Annotated in this window: 14 protein-coding genes and 1 other RNA gene; all 15 read left to right on the forward strand. The window is 45.3% G+C overall.

The annotated features are described in order from the left end of the window. Window positions 1-127: 127 nt before the first annotated feature. The 15 genes from tsaE to rnpB all read left to right on the forward strand — a co-directional run bounded on the left by tsaE (window position 128) and on the right by rnpB (window position 15,521). A complete protein-coding gene (tsaE, locus tag FXV75_RS06550; protein ID WP_148831741.1) occupies window positions 128-580 on the forward strand; it encodes a tRNA (adenosine(37)-N6)-threonylcarbamoyltransferase complex ATPase subunit type 1 TsaE in 453 nt (150 codons plus the stop codon). 104 nt (window positions 581-684) lie between these two features. After that, entirely contained in the window at window positions 685-2,013 is a 1,329-nt protein-coding gene (locus FXV75_RS06555; RefSeq protein WP_148831742.1) for an N-acetylmuramoyl-L-alanine amidase, read from the forward strand. A gap of 83 nt (window positions 2,014-2,096) precedes the next feature. Continuing rightward, a complete protein-coding gene (mutL, locus tag FXV75_RS06560; RefSeq protein ID WP_148831743.1) occupies window positions 2,097-4,028 on the forward strand; it encodes a DNA mismatch repair endonuclease MutL in 1,932 nt (643 codons plus the stop codon). Continuing rightward, window positions 4,029-4,961: a tRNA (adenosine(37)-N6)-dimethylallyltransferase MiaA gene (miaA, locus tag FXV75_RS06565; RefSeq protein WP_148831744.1), complete on the forward strand. Its 933-nt coding sequence runs from the start codon at window positions 4,029-4,031 to the stop codon at window positions 4,959-4,961. Between the two features lie 130 nt (window positions 4,962-5,091). Beyond that, entirely contained in the window at window positions 5,092-6,069 is a 978-nt protein-coding gene (locus tag FXV75_RS06570) for an IS5 family transposase (RefSeq protein WP_148830718.1), read from the forward strand. A 213-nt stretch (window positions 6,070-6,282) separates the two neighbouring features. After that, the gene (gene hfq / locus FXV75_RS06575) at window positions 6,283-6,528 is read left to right on the forward strand and encodes an RNA chaperone Hfq (protein ID WP_148831746.1); all 246 of its coding nucleotides are present in this window, start codon (window positions 6,283-6,285) and stop codon (window positions 6,526-6,528) included. Between the two features lie 35 nt (window positions 6,529-6,563). After that, complete coding sequence (gene hflX / locus FXV75_RS06580) at window positions 6,564-7,853, forward strand: ribosome rescue GTPase HflX (protein WP_148831748.1); 1,290 nt, start codon at window positions 6,564-6,566, stop codon at window positions 7,851-7,853. A gap of 42 nt (window positions 7,854-7,895) precedes the next feature. Then, the gene (hflK, locus tag FXV75_RS06585) at window positions 7,896-9,143 is read left to right on the forward strand and encodes an FtsH protease activity modulator HflK (protein WP_148831750.1); all 1,248 of its coding nucleotides are present in this window, start codon (window positions 7,896-7,898) and stop codon (window positions 9,141-9,143) included. After that, the gene (gene hflC / locus FXV75_RS06590; protein ID WP_148831752.1) at window positions 9,143-10,024 is read left to right on the forward strand and encodes a protease modulator HflC; all 882 of its coding nucleotides are present in this window, start codon (window positions 9,143-9,145) and stop codon (window positions 10,022-10,024) included. Before hflK ends, hflC begins: the two co-directional genes overlap by 1 nt. Before the next feature lie 114 nt (window positions 10,025-10,138). Next, complete coding sequence (locus FXV75_RS06595; RefSeq protein WP_148831753.1) at window positions 10,139-10,345, forward strand: DUF2065 domain-containing protein; 207 nt, start codon at window positions 10,139-10,141, stop codon at window positions 10,343-10,345. A 4-nt stretch (window positions 10,346-10,349) separates the two neighbouring features. Next, entirely contained in the window at window positions 10,350-11,537 is a 1,188-nt protein-coding gene (locus tag FXV75_RS06600; RefSeq protein ID WP_148831755.1) for an ATP phosphoribosyltransferase regulatory subunit, read from the forward strand. 26 nt (window positions 11,538-11,563) lie between these two features. Then, a complete protein-coding gene (locus FXV75_RS06605) occupies window positions 11,564-12,862 on the forward strand; it encodes an adenylosuccinate synthase (RefSeq protein WP_148835269.1) in 1,299 nt (432 codons plus the stop codon). 223 nt (window positions 12,863-13,085) lie between these two features. Next, entirely contained in the window at window positions 13,086-13,784 is a 699-nt protein-coding gene (locus FXV75_RS06610; protein ID WP_148831756.1) for a response regulator transcription factor, read from the forward strand. A 6-nt stretch (window positions 13,785-13,790) separates the two neighbouring features. Further along, on the forward strand, window positions 13,791-15,098 hold the full coding sequence (locus FXV75_RS06615; RefSeq protein WP_148831758.1) for an ATP-binding protein: 1,308 nt from the start codon (window positions 13,791-13,793) through the stop codon (window positions 15,096-15,098). A 74-nt stretch (window positions 15,099-15,172) separates the two neighbouring features. Next, window positions 15,173-15,521: RNase P RNA component class A (gene rnpB, locus FXV75_RS06620), an RNA gene on the forward strand. The last annotated feature ends 59 nt before the right edge of the window (window positions 15,522-15,580 follow it).

The following is a 15,580-nucleotide window of genomic DNA, read 5'->3' on the forward strand; positions in this document are numbered from 1 at the left end:
TTTCAAATAAAGTGTAAAAATGCGTCATGCATTATGTGTTATTTTCAGCGTTTTAAGAAGACTTTGGTCAAGATGAGTGCCGGCTCTATTTTAAGGGCGGCGACTAATAATTCAAAAGGTGAATAGAATGAGGGTTGAAAAGCAAGTGTACGGTGAAGAAGCCATGGAGCATCTAGGTAGCCTGTTGTCTGCTATGTTAAAAGAAGGTGGGGTGGTGTATCTAAAAGGCGATTTAGGAATGGGCAAAACGACCCTGGTGAGGGGGATGTTGAAAGGCTTGGGTTACCAAGGGCCGGTTAAAAGTCCAACCTATACTCTTGTTGAACCTTATGATTTGCTTGGATTAGAGGTGTATCACTTTGATTTATATCGTTTGTCAAACCCTGAAGAACTTGAATATATTGGTGTTCGAGACTACTTCACGCAGAGGAGTTTGTGCTTTATTGAGTGGGCCGAGATGGGGTATGGTTTTTTGCCAGAAGCGGATTTGATTGTTTCTATAACCATGATTTCACAAGGCCGAAGCGTGATTTTTGATGCACATACTGAAAAAGGTTGTAGTGTGCTGAGCGCTTTTTAATTGCTCATAACGTCTTGATTTAACGGTCCCTTTACGATGAGTAAGATTGAGATCCCTTTAATCACCAGTTATAGTGTCACGCATATACTAGCTAGCTGTCTGATATGCATAATAAATTTTGTACTTTTTTTGTCGTGTTTTTACATTCACTCGTTGCGTTAGCTTTGAGTAATGCGTTCGCGGCGGACGTCCGTGATATTCGCGTTGCTCAGCAAGAGGGTGTCACGCGCCTTGTGTTTGAGCTTTCAGCGGAGTCGGAGCACCGAATATTCCCTCTTTCTAATCCTGAGCGCATTGTCTTGGACTTGAGTGGGGTAGATCTTGATGCGTCCGTTGTGAACGGTCTATCTGCTTTGACGTCGGATGTGCTAATGCGTGTGCGTTATGCCAAACGCGATACCGGTGTGCGTTTTGTTTTGGATTTGGCGCAAAAGGCCAAAGCCAAAAGTACTGTATTGGCCGCCAGTGGCACCTATGGGCCGCGAATTTTGGTTGAGCTTGAATATGGTGCTCGTAAGCCAGTCACGATTGTCAAAAGCCTAGCGAGTTTATCTAAAGAGAAACGCGATATTGTTATCGCCATTGATCCTGGACATGGTGGAAAAGACCCTGGTGCGTTAGGGCAGTACAAGGTAAGAGAAAAGGATATTGTATTGTCTATTGGTAAGGAATTGGCCAAGCGCATCAATGAGACGGAAGGTTTCAAGGCAGTGATGACGAGGTCGACGGATACCTATCTTCAGCTTCGAGATCGTTCCCGTGTGGCGCGGGAGGCGAATGCCGATTTAATGATTTCAATTCACGCGGATGCTTTTACCAAGTCCAGTGCTCGAGGGGCGTCTGTTTGGGCGCTCTCGTTAAGCGGTAAAAGCTCTGAAATGGGGCGATGGTTGGCTCAGCAGGAAAATTCTGCGGACCTTGTTGGTGGTATTTCATTAGATGATAAAGATCAATTGTTGGCGGAAGTGTTGCTTGATATGTCGATGAACTCGACGATTCAAATGAGTTTAAATGTAGGTGAAAGCGTTTTAGGGGAGATGCGAGGTGTGGCGGTGCTGCACAAAGACAGCGTTCAGCAGGCCGGTTTTGTTGTACTTAAGTCGCCCGATATTCCTTCTATACTGATTGAAACGGGTTTTGTTTCTAATAAAACAGAAGCGAAAAACTTATCCAGTCGAGCCTACCGTATTAAATTAGCTGATTCTATTTCTCAAGGGGTGATTGATTACTTTACCAAGAACGCTCCTGACGGCACTTTAGTAGCTTGGAATCAATCGAAGCAAACCGATGATATTTATACGGTGAGTAAGGGGGATACTTTGTCGGAAATCGCTCGCCGTAATCGGGTGTCTTTGGATGTTCTTCGTCAAGTAAATCGTTTAAATAATGACGTTATTTGGATAGGTCAGAAGTTGGCTATTCCCGCCGGTTAGCATTTACATTCTCTTGCTGTTTTTAAAAGCAGTGGCTCGCTACTCAGCTGCTTAGTACGCAGCGGCTCAATAAAAGGTCAATCATGCAAAGAATTCAACTATTATCTCCTCGTTTAGCCAACCAAATTGCCGCTGGTGAAGTGGTTGAGCGTCCTGCGTCCGTGGTGAAGGAATTGCTAGAAAACAGCCTAGACGCGGGTGCTTCGCAGTTGGATATTGAGGTAGAGCAGGGCGGCGTGAGACGGATTAAAATTCGTGATAATGGTACCGGTATAATGAAAGACGACTTAGCGTTGTCGTTGAGTCGTCATGCGACCAGTAAAATTATCACTTTAGACGATTTGGAAGCCGTTAGAACCTTGGGGTTTCGTGGTGAGGCTCTGGCCAGTATCAGTTCTGTGTCGCGTTTGCATTTAACGTCGCAAGCAGAAGGTGAATCTGAGGCTTGGCGAGCTGAAGCGGAAGGGAAGGATATGGCGACGGCGGTTCGTCCTGCTTCTCATCCACAAGGTACAACCATTGAGGTGCGCGACTTATTTTTTAATACGCCAGCGCGTCGAAAATTCCTGCGTACGGAAAAAACAGAATTTACCCATCTTGAAGAGGTGGTGAAGAGGCTCGCACTCAGTCGTTACGAAACCGGCTTTAGGCTGAGTCATAACGGTAAGCAAGTATATGATTTACGACCGGTGACGGATCAACTGCACGCTGAGCACCGATTGGCAACGTTGTTGGGTAAAAAGTTCATTGAAAACGCATTGGCCCTAGATGTTGAAGCTGCGGGTTTGCGTTTGTGGGGTTGGATTGGTTTGCCTACTTTTTCTCGATCTCAAGCCGATTTGCAGTATTTCTTTGTGAATGGTCGTGTAGTGAAAGATAAGTTGGTGGTTCATGCGGTGCGTCAGGCGTATCGCGATGTGCTTTATAATGGTCGTCATCCTACTTTTGTGCTGTACCTTGAGCTTGATCCTTCAACAGTGGACGTGAATGTTCATCCCACAAAGCACGAAGTGCGTTTTCGCGATGGCCGCTTGGTTCACGACTTTTTGTTTGGTCGAATACACAAAGCGATTGCCGATGTGAGGCCGGAATCAGAGGCAGCGCCAACCGGTTTGCAAGAGTCCGATCATGATTCAGTTGTCGGTTTTGGTAGTGCAATTATAGAGCAATCCGCTTTGCCTTTGTCAAATCGCTCAAGTCCTTTGGGTACAGAGTGGATGGCTTCAAATGCTGGGGCTAGCGCCTTATCTTCTGCCGATGTACGAGGTCAGATTGACGGTATGCGTCGCCTTTCTGGTTATGCTCAACAATACGCCTCTGAGACAGAAAGCATAGACCCAGTTACGGGCGAAATTAAAGAAATATCGCCTGTTCACTCCTTGGGTCAAAGTGAAGGGGTGTCTACCGGACAGGCGCCGAGTTATCAGGCTGTTCCGCCATTGGGTTTTGCTGTCGCTCAACTTCATGGCGTGTATATTCTATCAGAAAGTGAGTCTGGTATGATTTTGGTTGATATGCATGCGGCCCATGAGCGCATTGTGTATGAAAGGATGAAAATCGCGTTTTACCAAAAAAATGTGGCGTCACAGCCGCTTTTGGTGCCGATTAATATTGCGGTTTCTCAAAGTGAAGCCGACTTGGTTGAAGAAAGTCGCGATGTGTTTGGCGCTTTCGGTTTTTGCGTTGAACGCACAGGGTTAGAAAGTGTGATGGTGCGTGAGGTTCCCATTATTTTGATTCGCGGTGATGTCGAGGGGCTGGTGCGTGATGTGATCAGTGACTTAGCGACTAATGGCTTATCAGACCTAATGGAATCAAGGGCCAACGAGTTAATGGCCTCGATGGCGTGCCATGGTGCAGTGCGCGCGAATCGAAAGTTGACGGTGGCAGAAATGAACAGTTTGCTGCGTGATATGGAGGTGACGGAGCGCAGCGGTCAATGTAATCATGGGCGGCCGACTTGGGCTCACTTAAGCATGTCCGATTTAGATAAACTCTTTTTGAGAGGGCGTTAAATGACAAAACCACAGGTTGTTTGTCTAATGGGGCCAACGGCTTCAGGGAAAACGGGGTTAGCAGTAGATCTTGCTGAAAATCATAATTTTGAGATCATTAGTGTGGATTCTGCGCTTGTTTATAAAGGGATGGATATTGGTACTGCCAAACCCGACGCGGCCTTACTGGTAAGAGCTCCTCATCGATTGATTGATATTATTGATCCGCTTGAGTCGTATTCGGCTGCCGATTTTGTGATTGATGCCGTAGAGCAGGCGCAAGCGATTTTAGCGACTGGAAAAACCCCCCTTTTAGTTGGCGGTACTATGATGTATTTCAATGCGCTGCAAAAAGGGCTGGCAGAAATGCCCACAGCAGATCCCGCTTTGCGTGTTCTTATTGAGAGGGAAGCGGAAGAGAAAGGCTGGGAAGCGCTTCATAAAGAACTTCAGGCTTTTGATCCTGACGCGGCGCTGCGAATTCATCCTAATGACCCTCAGAGATTACAGCGTGCGATAGAGGTGTATCGTTTGACGGGTAAGACCATGACTCAGTTTTGGGCTCAGCAAGAGGCGGTTTCTCTGCCGTTCGATATGATCAATATGGCGGTGATGCCCAGAGAGAGGAGTGTATTGCATGCCCGCATTGAGCAGCGCTTTTATGACATGATGGATCAGGGTTTTTTGGCTGAGGTGGAGCATTTTTATCAACGTGGTGATTTGTCTGCTGATATGCCTTCGATGCGTTGTGTTGGCTATCGTCAGCTTTGGCAGTATCTCGCAGGTGAAGATACTTTAGATGATGCCGTATTTAAAGGCGTGGTGGCTTCTCGTCAGTTAGCCAAACGTCAGCTTACTTGGCTAAGAGGGTGGGACGACTTAAGGATATTTGATAGTTTATCGAAAGATCTTTTGCCGGAGGCCTTGAATTACATAGAAAGCAGGATTATATAGGGGAAATGGATAATAATTTGGTGTAGTATCTACAAAGTTGTTTTACCTGTATTTAATTGAGACCTTTGCACGAATCATCTCCTTCGATCCTATGAGATAATAACCAAAAGCAAAGAAGAGCAATCAAAAAATGGCGTGGAAAGAGTTAAAACAACAGAGCTTTGCCGATGCGCTGCAAGCATCGAATCGGTTTATTGAAGAATTTGACGAGATTCATGACTTGTTGAATTGGTCCTGCATTGAGCGATTATTCTGTGACATTCACAACCGTACAAAAGGTGAACGCGCTTGGCCTCCGTTGATGATGTTTAAAGCTTTGTTATTGCAATCATGGCACAACCTAAGTGACCCAGCGCTGGAAAAAGCACTGGCTCGCGACTTATTATTTCGCCGGTTTGTCGGTGTCGGCCTAGATCAAGGCGTTCCCGACCACAGTACAATTTGGCGTTTCCGTAATCTGCTAGAGAAAAACGGATTACTAGACGCAGCGATGACCGAGATCAATGCCCAGTTAGCCGAACAAAGTCTGATCATCAAACAAGGTGAGATAAGCATCATAGATGCCAGCGTGATAGAAGCGAAGAATGCTCGTCCTCGTAAGAATGCTGAGGGTAAAAACACGCAAGACCCAGAAGCAGGCTATAGCGTTAAGCAAAGCAGCGATGGAAAACGTAAAACCACCTATGGTTTTAAGGCCCATACAAATGTGGATGAGGATGGTTTTGTCAAAGAAGTCATGCTCACGGCAGGCAATGTTCACGATTCGATTCCATTTGAATCGATACTCACTGGTCATGAGCGGGAAGTGTATGCAGACAGTGCGTACAAAAGTGCCCAGCACAGCAGGTTATTGAAGCAAAAAAAGGTCAAAGAATGCATTATCCATCGAGCTTATCGTAATAGACCTCTTAACGAGGATCAAGAAAAGCAAAACCGTTATTTTTCCAGTATTCGTTCCCGTGTAGAGCATGTCTTTGGGATAATGAAATTGCACTATGGGTTAGGTAAAGCGCGTTATCTAGGACGGGCTCGCAATCAGGCTAGGGTGAGTTTAATTTGTATGGCTTACAACCTAAAACGGGCGTTTCGTATCCAACGAGAATGCTGAGATAGCAAGTAAAGTCCGTCCAAGTGGACTATGTGGGCATTTTTATGAGTTAAAGAGCACTGATTTTTAACGATGTTGACCGTTTTCTATAAAGACGTTGATTGAATTTTTTATAAAAGACCTTTGGCAAGCAATATGGCTAGATCGACTGCTCATGCAAAGGTCTCTACCTGTATTTAATTTACTATTTTTTGCTTGTTTAAGGAGATTACAATGTCAAAAGGGCAATCATTACAAGACCCTTATCTAAATATTCTGCGCAAAGAAAGAGTGCCAGTTTCCATCTTTCTCGTAAACGGAATTAAGCTTCAAGGTCAAATCGAATCATTCGACCAGTTTGTGATTCTACTAAAAAACACCGTTAGTCAGATGGTTTATAAACATGCCATTTCAACGGTTGTTCCATCTCGTACCATTCGCATGCCGTCTCCAGATCAGCCGGAAGACGACGCTGAGTAGTTTGCTTTTAATGAAGCAAGCAGAGGAATTTAAGATTGTTTTTTGAACGTCCAGACAGTGGTGAAATAGCTGTATTGGTCCATATAGATTTTAATGATGAACGTGAATCTTATGGTCCTGAAGAGTTTGTTGAGCTTGCTATATCTGCCGGTGCAGATCCGGTGGCTGTTGTCTCTGGGTCTCGTCAGCGACCTGACGCAAGATATTTTATTGGTACTGGTAAGCTTGCAGAAATTAAAGATATAGTGGATCGAGAAGAGGCCCAAGTGGTTCTTTTTGATCATGCTTTATCTCCTTCCCAAGAACGAAACCTCGAAAGTGTCTTTCAGTGTCGAGTCCTAGACCGTACTGGGCTGATACTTGATATTTTTGCTCAACGCGCGCGAACTCACGAAGGTAAGCTTCAGGTTGAGTTGGCCCAACTTCAGCACATGTCGACTCGTCTTATACGCGGTTGGACGCATCTCGAACGCCAGAAAGGCGGTATAGGTATGCGCGGGCCCGGTGAAACACAGCTTGAAACGGATCGTCGTTTACTTCGTGAGCGCATTAAAGCCATTCAGAAAAGATTGGCGAAAGTGAGTTCTCAGCGAGATCAAAACCGTCGTTCGCGTGATCGATCTTCTGTACCAACGGTGTCGTTGGTTGGCTACACTAACGCGGGTAAGTCAACCTTGTTTAATCGTGCGACTGGAGCCGAAGTGTTCGCAGCTGATCAGCTTTTTGCAACGTTAGACCCGACTTTGCGTCGATTGGATATTGAGCAAATTGGATCGATTGTGCTCGCTGATACAGTGGGTTTCATTCGTCAGCTACCGCATAGATTGATCAAGGCATTCCAAGCAACGCTTAAAGAGTCTTCTGAAGCAGATTTGCTGCTGCATATTGTTGATGCCGCCGATATTGCTCGGGATGACAATATGAAGCACGTTTATTCTGTGCTTGAAGAGATCGGTGCTAATGAAGTACCAACATTAACTGTTTTCAATAAAATTGACGCCTTGCCAACAGCAGAGCCACGAATTGATAGAGACGCCTACGGGAACCCTTATCGAGTTTGGTTGTCTGCTCGTGATGGCCAAGGCGTTGATCTGCTTAAACAAGCCATCGCTGAATTGTTGGCGGTGGATGTGCTTGATGAAACGCTTTACTTGCCAAGTAAGTACGGTCGCTTAAGGGCAATGCTTTTTGAGCACGGCGCGGTCAAGTCAGAGAGTTTTGACGAGATGGGACGGTTTGTCCTCGATGTAAAGTTACCTAAAAAAGATTATTTGCAGATTTTGGCTCGTGCCGGCATGTCTGAAGATCAGGTTGATGCAGCATGAGATCGGTACAGAATTATCAATTAAAAAAAGTGGAGATGCAGTATGGCCTGGAATGAACCGGGTAATAACGATAATGACCCATGGAACCCAGACAAAAACCGTAACAATGGTGCTGGACGTCCTGACGGTGATCGTGAAAAAGAAGCCAATAATGACCCTTGGGGTCGTAAACCTGCTGGTAATGATCAAAGCCCTCCAGATTTGGAAGAAGCTTTTCAGAAGCTAATGGGGATGTTGGGCATTAAGAAATCCCGCAAGTCTGGCGGCTCGAATGGAGGTGGCTCTGGTGATTTTTCTGGGAAGTTTAGCAGCGGTTTGATTGTTATCGTACTGATCGCATTATTCGCTCTTTGGGCGGCTACAGGGTTTTATCAGGTTGATCAGCAAGAGCGTGGTGTGGTGCTTCGCCTGGGCAAATACCACTCTACCGTGATGCCAGGTTTGCACTGGAATCCACCGATGATCGATACGGTTCGTAAAGTGAATGTAACCAAAGTGCGTTCACACGATCACAAAGCACTTATGTTGACCGTGGATGATGCGATCGTTGAAGTGGGGGTTTCTGTTCAATATTCTGTTCAAGACCCAAAAGATTTTCTCTTAAACGTTCGTAGTCCAGAAGACTCTTTGGCGCAGGTTACTGAAAGTGCGCTTCGTCACGTAGTGGGCAGTTCTGAGATGGATCAGATTTTAACAGAGGGCCGTGAGTTATTGGCGGCAGAAGTTAAAGAGCGTATTCAGGATTACAGTAGCGCATACGGTACGGGTTTATTGATCTCGAAAGTCAACGTCGAAAACACGCAAGCACCAACCCAAGTGCAGGAAGCGTTTGATGACGTTATCAAGGCTAAAGAAGATGAACTAAGAGTCCGAAACGAAGCGGAGTCTTATGCCAATGGGATCATCCCTGAAGCGCGTGGTCGTGCACAACGTATTAGAGAGGAAGCGGAAGCGTATCGTTCTGAAATAGTGGCCCGAGCAAGTGGTCAGGCCGATCGATTTGATCGTCTGTATCAAGAATACATCAAAGCGCCTGATGTAACGCGCCGTCGTTTGTATATCGAGACGATGGAGTCTGTTTACAAAGACGTTAATAAGGTGGTTGTCGATACTAAGGGTGGAAACAACATGTTGTATTTACCTTTAGATCAATTAATGAAGCAACGCGCGGATGCCTCTAACGGTGTGGGTTCGGTCAATTCTGGCAATATTGGGTCGCTAACAGATCAAGTTATTGATGAAATACGTAAGCGTCAGGGTACAACAATCCGCAGAGAGGGCAGAAACTAATGAAAGGCTTGTCTTTATCTATTTTATTTGTTCTTTTGCTGGGTGTTTTAATTGGTTCACAGACGCTTTTTGTGGTGAACGAAACAGAGCGTGCCGTTGTTCTCAAATTTGGTGAGATCGTTCAGGACGATGTGAAGCCAGGTATTCACTTCAAGTTGCCTATCATGAATGAAGTGAAGGTATTTGACGCTCGTATTTTGACAATGGACTCTCGCCCTCAGCGTTATTTGACGTTGGAGAAAAAAGCGGTGGTTGTTGATTCTTACGTTAAATGGAAAATAGACTCAGTGTCTAAGTTTTATCAGGCTACGTCTGGTGATGAGATCGTCGCTAATCGCGTTTTGTCTTCCCGTGTTGATACCGGTCTACGAAATAAGTTTGGTGAGCGTACTATGCATGAGGTGGTTTCTGGAGAACGTGACCAACTTATGACAGAACTGCGTGACGATCTAAATTTGGTGGCACAGAATGAATTGGGTATTTCTATTGTTGATATTCGTGTTAAACGAATTGATCTACCGCCTGATGTTAGTGAGTCTGTTTACTCAAGAATGCGAACAGAGCGTGAGCGTGAGGCTCGTGAGCATAGATCGAAAGGTTTAGAGCTTGCTGAAGGTATTCGTGCTGATGCAGATCGTCAGCAGGTTGTCTTAGAGGCAGAAGCGCAGCGCGATGCAGAGATGATTCGTGGTGATGGTGATGCGAATGCGGCGGCTATTTACTCGAATGTTTACACGCAAGACCCTGAATTTTACGAGTTTTATCGTAGTCTGCAGGCGTACCGTGCAAGCTTCAGCGGCAGCAATGATTTGTTTGTTCTTGAGCCCGATAGTGAATTCTTTAAGTATCTAAATAGTTCTACGAGCAGAGGTGCGAATTAGGCTGGATAATCAGCAATAATCGTACTTGAGCCTATTTGTTAAAATAGGAAACATGCTACTATTACACAAACCGGGCAAAGCCCGGTTTTTTAATGGTCAAAACAAAGAGGATCTATGCAGGAATTGTTGTCGTCGCTGCTGGTTGGCGTCAGCCTTTTATTGATCGTCGAAGGTGTTTTGCCATTTCTTGCTCCGCGTATTTGGAGAAAAGTCATGGAAAAAGCCATTGCGAGCCCAAATTTAAATCTACGTATTTTGGGGGCGGTTAGTATGTTTCTTGGATTAACGCTTCTTTTGCTGACGCGCCGCTATAGAGGATAATGTAATGACATCAGCTGATCGCTGGTTACTTCCAGAGGGAGTAGATGAAGCGCTGCCTGAACAGGCCGCTAAGATTGAACACCTTAGAAGAACACTGCTTAATCTCCACGAAAGCTGGGGATATCAATTAGTAATACCTCCTCTTTTAGAGTATTTGGACTCCCTTCTTACCGGAGCCGGCTCAGATTTAGAAATAGAAACCTTCAAAGTCATTGACCAGTTGTCAGGTCGGCTTCTTGGTATTCGTGCTGATTTTACCTCACAGGTTGCTCGCATTGACGCTCATTGCCTTAAAAATGAGGGTGTGCAGCGTTTAAGTTACTGTGGCAGCGTATTAAGAACCATGCCGGCTGGACTTGATGGAACGAGAAGTCCAATCCAATTGGGTGCTGAGATTTATGGTCATGGTGGTGTAGAAAGTGACATTGAAGTCTTGTCTTTAATGCTGCAAACCTTGACCGTTGCTGGTTTGGGTCATGTTGTTCTCGATTTGGGTCATGTGGATGTGGTGAGTGGAGTGCTTGCTCTTTGCGATTTAGATACTGCACAAGAGACCAAGTTAATCGAACTTTACAAAGCAAAAGATTTACCTGAGCTTGATCGTTACGTTGAGGCATTGCCATTGATGGCTACTCAGAAGCGCTGGCTGGTTGAGTTACCTAGGTTGTGTGGTGGAAAAGAGGTCTTAGAGCAAGCGACTGAGCTGTTTTCGGGTGTCAGTCAGTCCATCGACGATGCCATTATTTTATTGCAAAAAGTCAGTCAGTGTGTGGTTAAGCGTTTCCCGAGCGTTGGCCTGCATTTTGATCTTAGCGATCTTGTTTCATACAGTTATCATACTGGGGTGGTGTTTGCTGCTTACGTTCCGGGTTATGGGAATGCTATTGCGCGAGGTGGGCGTTATAACAATATTGGCCAAGTGTTTGGCCGTTCTCGTCCAGCGACCGGTTTTAGTACCGATGTGAAAGCCTTGGTGGCCTTGACAGACGTAGTTGTTGTGCAGCCTAAAACGGTGTTATCGCCTATTTGTACAAACGATGCATTATGGGAAAAAGTAAATGCTTTGCGAGAGCAAGGTTACCGTGTAATGGAATCATTAGACCATTTGCACGTAATGAATATCGATTTTAAGCTGGATTTTGTTGGTGGTGCGTGGCAATTAGTGCCAGTACAAGACGAAAATTTTCTTTAAGAACTATCTGAATGAGACCTGAAATTATGGGTAAAAATGTTGTTATTTTAGGCACCCAGTGGGGTGATGAAGGCAAGGGTAAGGTTGTAGACTTACTGACAGAAGATGTTGCTGCGGTTGTTCGCTTTCAAGGCGGACACAATGCGGGTCACACTTTGGTTATTGATGGTAAGAAAACCGTATTGCACTTGATCCCTTCTGGTATTTTGCGTGAAGGTGTTCAGTGTGTCATCGGAAATGGTGTTGTTCTTTCGCCAGCGGCACTGAAAAAAGAAGTGCTTGAGCTTTTGGAGCAGGGTGTTCCGGCGGTGGATCGCCTTAAAATTAGTGCGGCTTGCCCACTGATTCTTCCTTATCATATTGCCATTGACCAAGCGCGTGAGCTTGCGAAGGGCGAAAAGAAAATCGGTACTACGGGTCGTGGCATTGGGCCGGCTTATGAAGACAAAGTCGCTCGTCGCGCTATTCGTGTAGGCGACCTTATGGACGCTCAACGCTTTTCTGCCAAGCTGAAAGAAGTGCTTGAATACTATAATTTCGTGTTAACCCAGTACCATAATGCTGATCCTATTTCTTTCGATGAGGTGTATGCGGAGGGCTTGGAGATGGCTGAGTTCTTGCGTCCAATGGTAGCGGATACAATTACCTTGCTGCATGACTTGCGTAAAGCAGGTGCCAATATTATGTTTGAAGGCGCTCAAGGGTCATTGTTGGATGTTGATCATGGTACGTACCCTTATGTAACTTCTTCTAATACAACTGCGGGCGGCGCGCCTGCTGGTACAGGTTTTGGGCCTTTGTATTTAGATTACGTATTGGGTATCACCAAAGCTTATACAACGCGCGTTGGTTCAGGTCCTTTTCCAACAGAATTGTTTGATGAAGACGGAGAGCGTTTAGGTCGTCGTGGTCATGAGTTTGGCGCGACAACCGGCCGTTCACGTCGCTGTGGTTGGTTTGATGCGGTGGCTTTGCGTCACGCTGTTCAAATCAACTCTGTATCAGGGATTTGCCTGACTAAGTTAGACGTGTTGGACGGCTCTTCTGTTATCAAGGTTTGTGTTTCTTATGCTAATGCAGATGGGACTCCTGTGACTGGCTCTTTAGTAGACAGTGAAGGTTATGAAAACGCTCATCCTGTGTATGTTGAGTTGCCAGGTTGGACTGAATCCACAGTGGGAGCAGAAAATTTCGAGGCTTTGCCTGAAAATGCTCAATCTTACGTGCGATTCTTACAAGAGCAGGTTGGTGTGCCGATTGATATTATTTCTACTGGCCCTGACCGTAACGAGACCATTGTTATACGTGATCCGTTTAAAATGTAATCGTTTGCCGTAAGAGTTTAACCTGTTCAAAAAGCCGCTTTTTAAGCGGTTTTTTAGTCTCTATTGCGTGTTAAGTTCACCATATAAGTATTATTTGTAAAAAGAGTGAAAAGACACGATGGTGATAATTAATCGTTAAGGTAGTATTTAGCGCTGACGTTGTAATGCAGAAATGATTAATTAAATCACTTATTTAACTACAAAAAGAGAGGAGGCAGTTTGTATGGTTAAGTTGTTGTTGGCGGATGATGACGCCCGTTTATCTGACCTGATCAAAGAGTATTTTGTTGGTGAAGGATACGAGGTTGCCCACGCGTGGAATGGTCGAGAGGCGCTTGCGTTAATAGCGGTTGATATGCCTGATATTATTATTCTTGATGTGATGATGCCTGAACTAGATGGTTTTGAAACATTAAAGCAAATTCGTAGTAAAAGCGCGGTCCCCGTTATTATGCTTACGGCAAAGGGCGACGACATTGATCGTATTCTTGGTTTAGAGATGGGAGCCGATGATTATTTATCGAAGCCGTTTAATCCTCGTGAATTGCTGGCCCGAATAAAAGCGATATTACGCAGAGCAACACAAGACCGTGATGATGACCCAATGGCGGACATAGATTTGGTCGGCGTTTTGTTGCGTAGAAAAGACCGTACGGTCTATTTAAATGGTGATCTTGTTGAGCTCACAACCTCTGAATACACCTTGTTGGAGTGTATGTTGATGGCTCCAGGTCAAGTGTTGACCAAGCAGGAGCTTTCAGAAAGGGCGTTAGGAAGAAAGCTCACTATGTACGACCGCAGTTTGGATATGCACATTAGTAATTTGCGTAAAAAAATTGGCAATGTAGATAATGGTGATCCAAGAATAAAAACAGTGCGCGGTGTGGGTTACATTTTTGTTTCTCCGGAAAAGGGCAGTTAGTATTGTATGAAGAATACTTTCCTGCGTGTTTTTCTGGTTGTGCTGTTGTCCAACATTGTGGTGGTTAGTATTGGCCTAGGAATCGTCCAGTTCATACAAGAGCGAAACCAAGTGTCGGCTGATTTGCTTGGTGAGGTCGGTGTGCAATTGGTTGCAGGTTATGAGCGATTTGGTATTGTTTCGCTGCAAGAAGAAACAATCAAAGCGCAAAAAAAACTTTCTGGAACTATTTATTTATATCAAGAAAATGGCCGATCACTTTTGAAGCCGTTGCCCCGAAATTTTAGAGAGCAAAATAGTCCCAGTGTAAAAAACCAACCAGAAGCTGATTTTCTTCACAGTCAATTTATTCAGGTAATTGGCAGTAGCAATATCCAGTATTTGATGATTTTCAAACCAGATCCTGAGAGCGACCCTTTGGCGCCTGAAGCGATAGTGGGCTTTTCATTGTTAGGTCTTTTGGTGTCGAGCGGTGTGCTAGCTTACTGGTTATTGGGTCCCTTGCTCAAGTTGCAACGTGTTGCACGATCATTTGGGCAGGGTGATATGTCGGCGAGGGTTGACAATAAGTTGGCGCGCAGAAGCGATGCCGTTGGTAAGTTGGCCAGTGAGTTCAATCAGATGGCCGGGAGAATACAAACGCTGTTGTCCTCAAAAGAGCGCCTCATGCGTGATGTGTCTCATGAGCTAAGAACGCCACTAGCAAGAATAGAGGTGGCTCTGACGATCGCAGAAGATAAATACGCCATAGAGGCGCAAAAAGGGTACCTGCATCGTATCCGTACTGAGTTACATGAGCTCGATGAATTGATTGGGCAGGTGCTTACGTTGAGTAGGCTAGAGGCCGCTTCACTCAGTAAAGAAGAGATTGATGTGCAAGAGTGGCTTGGCGACATCGTAGACGATGTCAGTTTTGAGAGTCAGCTTAAAGACATTACTGTTGCGGTATTGGGTAATGCGCCTAAAACCTTGCTAGGTGATCCTTTACAGTTGCGCCATGCGATTGAAAATGTGCTGCGTAATGCGTGTTTTTATGCTGGGAACGGTGGTGTGATAGAGTTGGAAACGAGGGAAAAGTCAGGGTTTGCCTACATCTACATTCGCGATAATGGTCCAGGTGTACCAGACGATAAATTGGATAAAATTTTTCATGCTTTTTATCGCTCATCAAAAGCGAGAGAGGCTAATAGTGGTGGTTTTGGCGTTGGTTTAACGATTTCCCAACGTATTATCGGCGCTCATAAAGGTCAGATAACAGCGCGTAATCGCGAAGAGGGTGGTTTGGAGGTCTGCTTTAAATTGCCTTTGGTGTGATGATTAGTGTGCGCCCGTTGTGTGTGATAGAAAGCCCTTGTTATTGTTCTCATAGGTGAGTAGTATTCTCACCGCAAGTTGGCTAGGCAGTCGCCGCTCAATTTATTGGGGGGAGGAAAGTCCGGGCTTCACAGGGTAAAGTGCCAGGTAACGCCTGGGGGGCGTGAGCCTACGGAAAGTGCAGCAGAAAATACACCGCCTAAGCAGTTTACTGCCGGTAAGGTTGAAATGGTGCGGTAAGAGCGCACCGCGCGACTGGCAACAGCTCGTGGCAAGGTAAACCCCACTTGAAGCAAGACCAAATAGGAACTCTTTGGCGTGACCCGCGCTGAGTTCGGGTAGGTTGCTAAAGACGTGCAGTGATGTACGTATTAGATGAATGACTGTCCACGACAGAACCCGGCTTATCGGCCAACTTGCATTTTTTCTTGTTGCGTACTGAACGTTTAATGTGAAATACACACCTCTGTATATATTTTTTA

The sequence above is a fragment of the Marinomonas sp. IMCC 4694 genome (assembly GCF_008122525.1).
Taxonomy (GTDB): domain Bacteria; phylum Pseudomonadota; class Gammaproteobacteria; order Pseudomonadales; family Marinomonadaceae; genus Marinomonas.